Consider the following 14,228-nt stretch of genomic DNA (forward strand, 5'->3'; position numbering starts at 1 on the left):
GCTCGAAACGTAACCGTTAGAGCCGTCTACACGCTCTTTATATACCTATATAATCTAATTTTTTATCAAAAACATTATCAATCATGGAAAATTCTTCACATTACAGAGTGTTTACAAGACAATCTCTTGTTTGGATTATACTCTTTATTCTTGGAGTGTATAGTCCATTGTACGGACAATCGTGGAAGGCTTCGGGATCGGATCAGTATCCTAAATTAGAAACTTTTGTTTCCGCCTTATCGGCTACCGATAGGGGCATTGTGGGCGACGGAGTCACCGATAATACAGCTGCGATGCAAACAGCTTTAAACGACATAGCAACATGGGGTGGAGGTGCTCTTTATCTGCCCGATGGCAAATATGTAATCAATGGCGGACTGATAATTCCTAAAGGAGTTATTCTCCGTGGCGATTGGAAAAAGCCTGTGAAAGGAGAGCCGATAGGTGGTACGATCCTTATGGGATTTGCCGGTAGGGGCGATGTGAATGGCTCGCCTTTGCTCACTCTCGAATCTGCATCGGCTGTTATGGATATCGCTATTTGGTATCCCGAACAGAACCCCGATAATATAGTTGCATATCCTCCATCTATTTTGTTCGGAAAACCCGGCTATTGGGGTAATGACTTTGCGAATGCAAAGAACGTGACATTTGTAAATTCATATATCGGGCTCATGTATTCGAGAACAAATACAGGCGGCTGCCCTATTGTAAACGGAATGTATGGAACACCGCTTTCGGTAGGTGTAGAAATAGATAATATAGGTGATGTAGGGCGAATTGAGAATATCGATTTCTCACCAAGTTATTGGGCTTCATCAGGGCTGACAGGCTCTCCTGCTGCCGGAAGTGCTTTTGCCAACTGGATATACGAGCATGGGACAGGAATAGTAATGCGCAGGAACGACTGGTCGTATACTACGTATGTTCATATAGAACAATACAATAAAGGAATACTATTGGGCTATTCGATGTCGGCAGGCAGCGAAGGTTTTACTCCAAACGGGCATTATTATGATTTGACGTTTAAGGATTGTAAGACAGCAGTCTATGCCGAAGCGGTGAATGATGTAGGTCTCTTGTGTTCTAATCTGAAAATACAAAATTGTGAAACCGGATTTTCTTTCAGACCGAATACAGGCGGAGTATTTCAGATACAAGCTTCTCAGATTGAAGCTACCTCCGAGGCTATTTCAGTGGATAAATCATCGGGTACAAAAATTTTGTTGAATCAGTCGTTAGTAAGCAAAGGTGCAATCAACATCGGCGGAGGTTCGCTTGTTGCCAATAATAATGATTTCAACAATGATAAGCCGCAGATAACTATTGGTATTGCTGCAAGGTCTATTTTAAATGGAAATCGTTTCTCGAAAGGGGTTGATATCAAGAATAAATCTATTCTCGAAAATGTAATAGACCATACACCTGTTTCTATGGCACAAGTACCAAGCTTTGATAAAATACAGGATCAGAGCAGAAAGCCATCGAGAGAAGTGCTTTACAATGCTGCGGCTGCACCATACAATGCTATAGGAAACGGGACAACTGATAATACGAATGCCATACAAACAGCCTTGAATCAGGCCGGAACTGATGGCGGAGGGATTGTTTTTCTTCCTCCGGGTAAGTATAAAGTCTTGGGACACCTGACAATTCCTTCGGGGGTAGAACTAAGAGGGGCGTCTGATATACCTTCTTCTCCACTTGGCAAAGGTAGTATTATAGAAGTTTATGCAGACAAAGGCAATCCGAACGGAACTCCATTTATTAAGTTGTCTTCAAATAGCGGTATTCGTGCACTGGCGTTTAATTATCCCGAACAGGATGCACGTTTACTACCTAATATGCCATCATATCCTTATTGTATCCAGGCTACAGGAGCTAATACGTATGTTATAAATATAGGGGTAAGGGCTACAGATAAATTTCTCGATATGTTTACTTACAAATGCGATAATCATTTTGTAGACTATGTCATGGGACATGTGTTTACATCCGGTGTAAAGATCGGTGGCAACTCCAAAGACGGGATTGTACAAAATGTGCATGTGAATGTAAACGCTTATGCCTACGGTGGCGAATCGAAATGGGGAAGCTGGCCAAATTCGCCTAATCCGAGTAGTGAAGGAAATCTCATCGACGCTTCTTACGTGCATGGAACAAATCATCTTCAGTTTTTAGAGGTAGGTTCGTGTGAAAACTTACGCTTATATAACGACTTTATCTTTGGAGGGCATAATGGTTTTATACTGAATAACAATGCCAAAGGCTCATCTTTAGGATTGGGCATAGACGGTAGTATAAGTGCATTCAAGGTAGTTGGAAGCGGAATCGAGTCTTTTGATCTTATCAATACCCAGATCGTTGCTTTTGGTAGCGATAGCCGATATATTGAAACAAGCCCGAACTTTACAGGAAAGGTTACTTTCTTTAATTCTGACTATTGGGGAAATCCAACAAAAGGACTTGCATTGTCGGGAGGAAAGGTAGAAATGCAAACGGCACATTTCCATCACCCCGGACAAACAGGATTGGCATCATTAGCTTCCGGCTCAGAGTTGAGCCTTCAGGCTTCATCTGTTATGCCTGTCAACAACCTTTTGATAGGTGGAGGAGAAGCGGGATTGTCAGTCGTTTCGTCGATAACAAACTCTTCGGGAATTAATACTGCCAATGTGAAACTTTGGAAAAATAACCTTGCCCATTCTCCAAAGCTGTCAGGCGAAAATGTTTACGACCGTACAGGCTGGTCGGCTTCTGCATCGAATAATACAAATGGCGCAAGAAACGCATTGGATGGCAATCCTGCTACCCGATGGGATACTGAAGCGGTTCAAGCTCCGGGGCAATGGTTCTTGGTAGATATGAACGAAGAAAAAGATATTGATGCTATTATTCTTGATTATTCAGCCAGCTCGGGAGATTATCCTGTAGGTTATGAGATTCTCGTGTCAAGCGATGGGGCTTCGTGGAATAGTGTAGCTACAGGAAAAGGGAATAGCAACATGTTGTTTGTTATCTTAGACCAAACAGTAAAAGGACGATATATAAAAATAAACCAGACCGGATCGAAAGACTTGTACTGGTCAATCCACGAATTTTATGTTTATAAGTCTGAAGAAGTAGCCGAGGAAGTTCCTCTGGATATGACAGGATGGATTGCTTCTGCATCGAATAATACGAATGCGGCTCAGAATGCAATAGATTATAATGATGAAACCCGATGGGATACAGAAGCTCTTCAAGCTCCGGGACAGTGGTTTATGGTAGATATGAGAAAAGAACAGGAGTTTGATAAATTGGTGTTGGACTGTACCAAAAGTCCGAATGATTTTCCTGTTTCTTACGAAGTATATGTCTCTAATGACGGTACAACATGGGGAAGCCCTATACATACAGGTAATGGCAGCCCGAATAGCTTTATTATAAAGTTTGAGTCGCAGAAGTACAGATATATCCGCATTGTTCAGACAGGAACTAATCCGGGTGGTTACTGGTCGATACATGAATTTAGGGTATATAACACAAATGCAACGACTCCGATCTCCAACTCTCACAACTATGAGCATTACATCATGTACGGACAAAGCTTGTCTACAGGGCATGAATCGGATAAGCTGTCTACCGATAATCTTGATGGAAACTATATGATAGGAAGCCAAGTCTGGATAAATTATGGAAATCAGGCACTGAACACATTGAGCCCTTTAGTAGCTACTGAATATGGTACAGCTTTGGGTGAGAGTCCGTTGCACGGTGCTGTCAATCATTTACGTAAGCAAATTCCGTTAATACATGATGCTACGGGTAAAGAGAATCGTATTTTGGCAACATCGAGTGGAACAAGTGGAAAGAATATAGAAGAGCTTTCGAAAGAATACCAAGGCTCGGAAGTATTATATAATAATTATATCACAGCTCTGGAAAAAGCAAAAACGATTGTTCATAGAACCAACAGTACTATTTCTTGTCCGGCTATCATATTCATGCAAGGAGAATTCAATTATTACAACGAGTATGGTACAGGACTTGATGGACACGAGGGAACTGCATCGGGAGATAAAGCGACATATAAGAATTTGCTTATGACGCTAAAAAATAATATGCAAGCAGATGCTAAAGCACAGTACCAGCAGGCTGACAATCCGGTTTTCTATACCTATCAGGCAGGAGCTCAATATACAAAAGGTAGAAGCTTAGAAATAGGAATGGCACAACTGGAAGCTGCGAATGCAAATAGTGATATTATATGTGTTGGACCCATTTATCCGATGACAGACGTTGGAGGGCACTTGGATGCAAATGGTTACCGTTGGTACGGTGAAATGATAGGGAAGGTGATATATAAAACGAAGGTTTTAGGTGAAACTTTTACACCACTGCAACCAATAGAAATTTCTCGTGTTGAAGGAAATCAAAAGCAAGTGCGCATAAAATACATTGCTCCGAAGCTGCCATTGGTGCTTGATACCAAAACCTTGTTAGAAATGCCTAATTATGGATTTAACGTTTATCTGAACGATGTAGAGCAAAGCATTCAGAACGTAGTGATAGACGGATCGGAACAGGATTGTGTTCTTATTACTTGTGCCAATAACCTGGATGGAGCTATCGAGGTTACTTATGCGGGTGTAGATGCTACATTGTCGGGGCGAAACTTGCGAGGACATGGGAATCTGCGCGATAGCGATGACTATCAGGCATTCTTCAATTACGAACATAAAACATGGAACAATTCTCCTACTACAAGCGGAGAACCAATGGATGCTTCAGGGAATGTTATTGATGGAAAACATTATCCATTATATAATTTTAGTGTTGCTTTCTACTACAAGTTAGATGCAGACAAGGATAAATATATTGTTCCTAACCTGAGTGATATGTATTCAGATACCGACATAAGCTCGCTGAAGGTAAATGGTGATGATTGGAATATTGAGAATACTTATGTTTTAGATTGTGGTTCTTCAGCGGATAAGATCGATGTGGCCGTTATTCCTGCTATCGGAGCCACAGTAAGTGGAGGCAAGTCTTTCTCTATGGATGTGAAAAAGCCGGGTTTGTATGAGAAGGTTATCACAGTAACTGCCGCAGATGGTATAGCAAGCAAAAGCTATACGCTGAAAGTAGAAGTGCCAATTCCTTTCAATAGTATAGTAGTACAGAAGTGGAACAATATCTTAGCTGTTAATAATAATGCGGCTACAAATGGAGGTTACGTTTTCAAAGATTACCAATGGTTTAGAAATGGAGAAAAGATTGGAACCAACAAACAATATTATTCTGCCGGAGGTAAAGAAACCGACATTCTCGATAAAGCTGCTTTGTATTCTGTAAGGATGACGACAGCAGACGGGAAAAGCTTTTCTACCTGCCAGGGAAGTGCACTCCTTAAGAGTTCGTCAACAAAGGTATATCCTAATCCGGTAAATGCTTTAGAAGTAATCAGTTTGGAAACAGATTTGGATGAGGATATGTTGAAAGGGGCAAAACTACAAGTATACACTATTGCGGGAAGTTTAGAAAAATCAATTCCTGTGGTAGGTAAAGTAACACAGTTTACACTATCCAAAGCAGGAACATTTATAGTAAAACTTCGAACAAAGAGTGGCTTTGAAGAAGAGTTTAAGATAATAGCAAAATAAGTATAATATATGAAAATCAAGAAAATTACAATTCTGTTGGCTATGGCATTACTTACCAGTTTTGCCATACGCTCGCAGGATAACAAACATGAAGTGTTTTTCTCTGCAACTGGAGGAATATCTTCATTGAAATATAAAATAAATGAAGGAGATAATAAGCTGGCGTTTGGTTCTTCTGTTGGGGTGGGTTACAATTACTTTCTCTCAGAAAACTGGGCGTTGAATACCGGGCTCGAATTATCTTTTATGAACTCGAAAGGACTTATGGATAATATCTCTGATGAGTATAATGCTATAGATGCCAATAACGATGAATTTCGATTTGCATATTCCATTCATTCGGTTGAAGAGAAGCAGAATGCTATATTCCTGAATATACCTCTTATGGTTCAATTCCAACAATCTGTATCGAAAGGTTTTTATGCTGCCGTTGGAGGGAAAATAGGAATACCGGTCAGTGGAAAATATACAACTACTCTTTCCAATTTGTCTACTACTGCTTATTATGCCGACATTGATCTTCTTATCGATAAAGATAATGAAGTAAATGGTATAGGTCATTTTGCAGGGGCAGAGAAGAAAGCTGATTTGGATATGAAGCTGTCTTTTATGTTATCTGCCGAGGTTGGAAATAAATGGAGGCTTACCGATAAGCTAGCTCTTTACTCGGGTGTATACTGTGATTACGGACTTAACGATGTGCGGAAAAACAAAGAAAAGGGTTCTTTGTTGGGGTATAATAAGCAACATCCATCCGATTTCGAAGTAAATAGTATAACTGCATCAAAGTATCTTAAAGCAGAGGGTACAAAAGCGCTTACCGAAAAAATGTATCCAATATCTATTGGGGTGAAATTAAAGTTAGCATTTGCTTATTAATGTTCATAAATGTAAAAGAGGCTGCCTGAGAAGTAATTTTCAGGCAGCCTTTTCTTTATAGTATTTCTATCCTTACACTAATTACTGCTGATAATCTGAGCCAGAGATACTTGATATTTTTCGCCTAACAGCGTTGCATACTCTTTGCAAAAACTGTTATATGTACTTTTAGCGAGACTTTTTTTACCTTGTTTGTAATACACCCTGCATTTCGCAAAAAGAGCTTCCTCATTGAGTGTGTCAAATAAGAAAATCAGGTTGGATGCCTTAAGAATAGCGTTGGCTTTTCCTGAATTAATTTCACGCAGAAGTATGCCCAATAAGAAGTCGATTGCAAAATCTGAATATGTGGCTTTATAAGAGTCCAGCCATTCTTCTTGAGTGAAAGGTAAGAGCTGTCCATAACCTAATAGTTCCAATAGCTTGGACTCGGAATCTGTATCTTCCATTATTGCCTTTTGAGGTAGCCTCATGTATTTAAGTACCTCAAGATAATCGCAAATAGAGTTGTCTTCAATGGCTATCTTCCAGAAGCTATTGTTGTTTTGTACTTGCACATTCCCAATCTTTTCTAGCACCTGATTGAGTCGGTTCATGGATACATTTCTGTTGTTTCTTGCCGATTTTTCATCTTTGTCGGGCCATATCAGGCTATCTATCACTTTACTGTTTATGCCGGGACCATTTTCACTATTTAAGATTATAGCAAGTACCAGACTTTTTAGTGTTGGAGTGAAGAGATCTGTAATGTCTTTACCCTCAGAGTCTTTTACGTTGAAAAAACCGAGTAGGGAAATAGCCTGACGAGAACGATCGTAATATATTTCATCGTTATTTATCAGGGATTCATCTTCTGTAAGATCATCCGTTAATGAGAAAGCGGAATGAATAGATTTCTCTTTCTTCTTTCTCTTTCTTCTATAAATGGTGTATCCTGCGACTAAGCATATCACAGCGAAAGCTGCTGCAATATATATTGTTTTAGACTCATTTGACTCGGAGGTTTTAGCCGATTGCAATATTTGGCCAGATGCTATAGGCGGATATGCTATGCTATACAGATCGATTTCCGAATTGCCTCTTTTGTAATCTTTACAGAATAGAGCGTACAGTTTGTTTTCTTTTTCGGGCTTCATCAGAGTCGAAAAATTGTAATCAGCATTCAATTCCAAAGAGTCTATATAGGCCAATTCTTCAATTACAGGTTTTTTTCTGGCCACCTTTAGCAATATTTGTTTTCCAAGAGCTTTTGATATAACCAAAAATGAATCCTCTTCCTTGTTATAGATCATATTTCCACATGGCAGAAAATGATTAGAATTATTATATTCCCAGCATAGAGATACTTTCATTGTTTTCAGGTCGATAGCATAAAGGTCGGCGGTAATGATAGAAGTCAATTCCTGTTTTCCGCTTTGGTTTCCTTCTCCTCCATAAATGTACAATGTATCGCCAACGATTGCCGATGCCGACGAATAGCGAGGGGAAATTACATTTAGTTGTTGGGTATTCCATTCATTGGTGGCGGGATTGATCACGGTCAAATCGTTTTTATATCGATAGAACCCATAGCCGCCGAATGTAATTATTGAGGAATTTGAATTCCACAAAGCGGACGTGTGATGCCAATACGACGGCTCTAAAGCAGGTGCACGGTTGCTGCTCCATGTTTTATTTTCGAAAGAAAAAACAGATATAAACTTTTCCTCCAGATTATACGAAATCAGTTCATTCTTTTTAGGGTTAAAAACAACATGATTCGTATTTATATTTGCAGGCCTTCCAGATTTTACATATATAGTATCTTGCTGGTTGGTGATTACATTGTAAGAAATAATCTGTTTATTGTCAGGAATAAAATATATAATACCTCTTCCTGCATCGAATGCATACTGTATATATGTTTTATTATTTGTAGATAATGAAAAATGCTTGGTCCAGTTGGCGTAAGAGTCTATTATCCAGTCGGGGCTCATTACTGTGGCTTGGGCTTGTTTCAGATCATCATAGCATTCGGTCTTATTGTGCTGCTTTAGAATCCAATGCCTGAATAATTTATCTCCATGCGATAGCTTAATATCCTTTATGATCATCGGCGGAACTTCTTCTGTTGAAAAACCTGTAAGGTTTGACTTCCCGAAACAGATAATGGCTTCCTTCCAATCTCCTTTCTTTAATGTCAAAGTTTTGGAAAAATCTTTATACTTTATTTTTAGTGATTGATCTTTGTTTGATATCGTTATTGCTACGTGAAACCATTCGTTTAGTTTGAGATCTGTTAGTATGGGGATAATTTCATCATTAATTACCATGATTGGAAAATTTCCACTATTGCCCGAACTAAATCCGAGAGTTACTGAGGATTTCGATTCACTGATTATTTTTACAGTGGAGCCATATAATATAGATGTATTCTCATATTTCAAATCAAACTCCAGAGTCAATTCGTCTTTGATGTCGATATAGTTTCCGTTTTCCAAAAGCAATCCTGTCCGATCTGCTGCTAATACCTCGTACGATTTAAATCTTAATCCGTACTCAGAATTATCTGATATGCAGGGTTCGACAATATTGAATAACAGGAGAAATAGGGCGAGTGTGTATTTCATGGAAGCTTTTATTTAAAAAGGTCTTTGTGTGAACAATACAACCAATAAGTAACATACAAAATTAATGATTTTTTTCATGATAAGTTATGAGAACTTTATAATAAGTGATTTAAAAAATAAAGGAATACGGGAGTTTTTATAGCTTTTATCTTTAAAGAGCATTTTAACTGAATTTTAATTCTTAATTAATAGGCGTGTTTATGTAAATTTAAGTATCTCCCTTTTTTTTTGTAGTAAAGTAAAAAATATCATGAAATATGCCTTCATCTCTTCTCTTGATTGGGGAGATGTATTCGCCTAACGAATTGTCGTAGCTAAGTGATATCGCAAAGAAAGACGAAACAATTAATTAAATAAAATACCAAATGAATTTTAAAGGAATCTTTTTTGTGCTTGCCGCAATAATATTAATGCTGCCCTCGGGTAGAATATTGGCGCAAGGGCGAAAGCATGCGCCAACAACAGCATATCCCAGCTACAAAGGAATGATCATGGCTGGGTACCAAGGGTGGTTTCGGGCTCCAGCGGATGGAGTTATGTATCCCGACGAAAAACAAGTACGCATAGACATGTGGCCCGATGTGCGAGAATACGAGAAAACATATCCCACGGGGCTTAAACTAGCCGATGGGTCTACTGCACGCTTTTTCAGTTCTACAGATAAGAGTACAGTTGATCTGCATTTCAAATGGATGCAGGAGTATGGAGTTGATGGTGTTTTTATGCAACGCTTCTTCAGTGCTGCTCAGGCTAAAGCACGGCAAGGCGGTCAAACGGCAGTTATCAAGAATGCATTTGACGCAGCGTCTAAGTATCAGCGTGCTATCGCTATCATGTACGATCTTTCGGGACTCAGCAAGTCGGGAGAAGACTGCTCAAGCCTCATAGAAGACTGGAAATACTTGGTTGACTCTATAAAGGTGACAAACCAGAAAGGAAATAAAACATACTTGTTTTTTAATGGTAAGCCGCTTGTTGCGATATGGGGTATCGGATTTCCCGACAGGCCTTATAATACTCGTGATATCGGTATTGATCGTTTTATCGATTTTCTCAAAAATGATCCTGAATATGGAGGCTGTAGTGTAATGCTTGGAGTTCCTACCTTCTGGCGCGAACTCAATGCAGACTGCCTTCCCGATCCTTACTTGCATACAATTATACGCAAGGCAGATATTGTTCTTCCGTGGACTGTACAGCGTTTTTCTCCTCTATTGCACAATGATATGGATCGCTATCGTGACTTAATAATCGGAGATATAGAGTGGTGCAGACAAAACAAAATAGATTATGTGCCTTGTGTTACACCGGGTTTTAGCTGGCATAATCTCAGTAGGTTCGAGTTCCCTGATGATATTAAACCCTCCGGGTCGATACCGCGTCAGGGCGGGCGTTTTTACTGGCAACAGATATCCACGGCTATTAATGCAGGGGCTAGTATGCTTTATGTAGCTATGTTTGATGAGGTAAACGAAGGCACAGCCATATTTAAATGCAGCGACAATCCTCCGGTAAGTGATATAGCCAAGTTTGTAGGTATGGACGGTATGCCATCCGACCACTATTTGTGGCTTACAGGAGAAGCAACAAAAATGATGCGTAAAGAAAAACCATTGAGTATCAAAATGCCGAAAAGAGAATAATTAATATTCTTGAATAATACTTTATGGTGTATTATTATATTGATTTTATACGAAAAATAACTGAGATAATTTTATAAATTTAAAAGGTTAATGCTTCTGCAACCTGAATAAATGCCAAACAAAATAAAAATGAGAAAGTATTTTATACTAACTGTTCTGATTGCCCTTTCCATTAGTATGTATGCAACGGAAAGAATAAAATATCCTTACCCGTTCAACCCTATGCAGGGGTTGGTAAATGATGTGGAAAAGCCATACCGACAAGAATTATGCTTGAATGGTAAATGGGACTTTATGCCGATATACGGAGCGAAAGCGTCAGACTTTAAGAAGCCTGTGACTTTCAAAAAAGAAAACGTTGCTATAAAGATACCGTCACCATGGAATGTAAATCATTTTACAGACGGACAGGGGGGAGACTTTACCGCTTATCGAAGTTATCCCAAAGAGTGGGAAAAAGCCGAGATAGGGTGGATGCGGAAGAATGTGTCTGTACCCTCAGATTGGAGCGGTAAACAGGTTATTCTTCATTTTGAAGCTGTGATGGGAAAAACCGAGGTGTATGTAAATGGTCAGAAAGTGGCTGAAAACTTTGAATTATTCCTACCCTTCGAAGCTGATATAACATCTTTCATAAAGCCCGGACAAGAAAATGAAATACTTGTGGGTGTAGCCAAAGGCAGCTTGTTTGATAATCATGGAAAATATGGGCGTAGAACCTACGTAGGAGGGTCTATGTGGGGTATCGAAATGGCAGGGATATGGCAAGATGTATATATGTTTGCCTATAATCCGGTGTATGTAGAAGACTTGTTTATTCAGCCCGATGTACAGAATAAAAAATTAAGAATAGAGCTCGATATAAAAAACGCATCTTCGCAGAAGCGAACTGTAACCTTGGATGCAGAGGTAAAAAAATGGTACAATCTGGCTGGACGTACAATTAATGAAAGTCCCGAACAGAAAGGAGAGGTCGCTTCTCTCGCTTCATTGACTTTTCCTACAGAAAAAAAGATTGTATTACAACCCAACTCAACTACAAAAGTTACAATCGAAAAGGCTGTAAACGGAGAACTCGAATATTGGACACCCGAAACACCAAATCTTTATGGCTTGGTCGTAAATCTGACCGAAAACAATAAAACAATAGATAAGAAGTATAACCGTTTTGGTTGGCGTCAGTTTACAATTTCAGGAGATAGGTTGTTGCTGAATGGCAAACAGATATCCTTAAGAGGCGACTCATGGCACTTTATGGGAGTACCTCAGATGACGCGCCGCTACCCTTGGGCGTGGTTTAGTATGCTTAAAGACGTGAATGCAAACGCAGTTCGTTTACATGCTCAGCCTTTCCCTCGTTTTTATCTGGATGTTGCCGACGAAATGGGTATCTGCATACTGGATGAAACGGGTATCTGGTCGAGCGACGGAGGACCGAAGATCGATAGCGACGATTATTGGGAGAGTTGTGTAGAGCATATTCGCCGTCTTATAAAAAGAGATAAGAACCATGCATCGGTGTTCGGCTGGAGTGTTTGCAACGAAACAGTTCCTGTAGCGGTACATGTATTTAAAGCACCTGAAGAGCTCATTCAAAAACAACTAGATGAGATAAATCGATGGGTAAAGGTGACAGCCGAACTAGACCCTACCCGACCTTGGATATCGGGCGATGGAGAAACCGACCGACCAACCGATCTGCCTACTGTTATCGGTCATTACGGTGGTATGGGCGGTATGCGGAAATGGGCATCGGAAGGAAAACCGTGGGGGATAGGAGAGCAGAGTATGGCATATTACGGAACTCCTAAACAATCGTCAGAGTATAACGGTAATAGATCTTACGAGAGTATGCTCGGTAGGATGGAGGGTGTAGCAATAGAAAGCTATGAACTTATAAAAACTCAACGTGAGCTGAATGCTTCGTATAGCAGTATATTCAATCTGGTATGGTATGGATTACAACCTCTTGAGCTGGGAATGAAAGATACAACACGCCCTCCTGTTGCAGATGATGGTATCTTCTTCGACTTCGAAGAAGGCGGATATGGAATGCAGCCGGAGCGCTTAGGCCCATATACTACTACTCTCAATCCGGGATATGATATGTCGCTGCCGCTTTATAGAGAATGGCCTTTGCTAGACGCTGTGCGTAAAGCTAATGCAACGCCGATGCTGCCGTATAGCGGAAAGATAAAGGATAAAAAAGAAATAGAAAAAGTAGTCCCAGCCGTCGATGCTATTGTATTATATGCCTCGGCAGATTCGAAACTAAAGGAAAATCTTGAAAATTTAGGATTGAAAATCCTCACTGATGCAAAGATCACAAATAAAACTTTGGTAATAATAGACGGAAATAATCCTCCGACAAACACTAAAGAACAACAGTTAAAAATACAGAAGGCGATTGAAGCCGGAGCAAAAATTCTCGTAATGGGAGTAAATCCACAATCAAGAGATTTCATCAATGCTATCCTTCCTTATTCTGTATCGTTGGAAGGCAGAAAAGCTACTTCATTTCTGAAAGAGGGAACACCTGTTTTGTTGCAAGGATTAAATCATGCTGATTTTTATTTCTCAGAACTTATTCCACGAGGCAAAACGGCAATGCATTATGGTATGTCAGGAGATTTTGTAATGAAATCGGATGTATTATTGAGATCATGCAATACCGATTGGCAACGTTGGAATTATCAGGCTGAGACATCGAAGACCGGAAATGTCTTCCGTAGCGAGCGAGAATCTAAAGGAGCAGATGTGGTAATAGCCTCTCTCAAACAGGGGAATGCTGAAATAATTCTTTCTACACTCGACCTTTCAGAAATAGCCTTGGAGACTCAGTCTTTGCTTACCAAAATGCTGTTGAATCTGGGAGCTGCTATTTCCAATGATAATATAAAAAGCATGCAGGCATTAGATACTAAGGCGCAGTTACAAAAGTCACTAGTTGTATCCTTAAGTAAAGATGCTGATTCGGTAGAAGATTTATTGTCAACCGATTTTCTGAAGGGTGAGGCGGATATTATTCCTCAACTGAATACAATATCTGACAATCAATCGTGGGCAGTAGCAATTGCCGAAAATGGATTGTTTTCATTGGCAAAGCCCGAAAGAGACAGAACGGCTGTGGCTTATATGAGTTTTTGGATATATAGCCCACGCTCATTGAGTAATCTGCTGGCTGAGCCTGATATGCCGAGTTTGGATATGTTTTTAGACTTTGAAGGTGGATTTGCAGTTTACTTGAACAAGAATAAAGTATTTTCAAAAGAAAGCGTTGGGCAGGCAGAGACTAAGGTTCCTAATATAATGCTGGATAAAGGATGGAATCATATGGTTATAAAATTGGTGAATCCGAGGAATAATTCCCAGATAAAAACGAACATCCGTTTCAACTCGGCAGATAAAAACTTTATGAAGCAGATATTATCGTCTGTAGTAAGATAACGTGA

The 14,228-nt window shown here is 39.7% G+C and carries 5 protein-coding genes; 4 read left to right on the forward strand and 1 reads right to left on the reverse strand.

Features of this window, described 5'->3' with window-relative positions; translation table 11 throughout:
* Positions 1 to 83 precede the first annotated feature (83 nt).
* On the forward strand, positions 84 to 5,645 hold the full coding sequence (locus QOX35_RS08945; RefSeq protein WP_283686632.1) for a discoidin domain-containing protein: 5,562 nt from the start codon (positions 84 to 86) through the stop codon (positions 5,643 to 5,645).
* A 9-nt stretch (positions 5,646 to 5,654) separates the two neighbouring features.
* A complete protein-coding gene (locus tag QOX35_RS08950; protein WP_283686633.1) occupies positions 5,655 to 6,524 on the forward strand; it encodes an outer membrane beta-barrel protein in 870 nt (289 codons plus the stop codon).
* Positions 6,525 to 6,601: 77 nt separating this feature from the next.
* Here QOX35_RS08950 and QOX35_RS08955 read toward each other — a convergent pair whose 3' ends face one another.
* Positions 6,602 to 9,133, reverse strand: a complete 2,532-nt coding sequence (locus tag QOX35_RS08955) for a Kelch repeat-containing protein (RefSeq protein ID WP_283686634.1) — start codon at positions 9,131 to 9,133, stop codon at positions 6,602 to 6,604.
* A gap of 410 nt (positions 9,134 to 9,543) precedes the next feature.
* Between QOX35_RS08955 and QOX35_RS08960 the strand changes: the two genes are divergently transcribed.
* Positions 9,544 to 10,776, forward strand: coding sequence for a glycoside hydrolase family 99 protein (locus tag QOX35_RS08960; protein ID WP_283686779.1), 1,233 nt, complete (start codon positions 9,544 to 9,546; stop codon positions 10,774 to 10,776).
* Positions 10,777 to 10,905: 129 nt separating this feature from the next.
* Positions 10,906 to 14,223, forward strand: a complete 3,318-nt coding sequence (locus QOX35_RS08965) for a glycoside hydrolase family 2 protein (protein ID WP_283686635.1) — start codon at positions 10,906 to 10,908, stop codon at positions 14,221 to 14,223.
* The last annotated feature ends 5 nt before the right edge of the window (positions 14,224 to 14,228 follow it).

The organism is Dysgonomonas sp. Marseille-Q5470, from assembly GCF_951230145.1.
GTDB lineage: Bacteria > Bacteroidota > Bacteroidia > Bacteroidales > Dysgonomonadaceae > Dysgonomonas.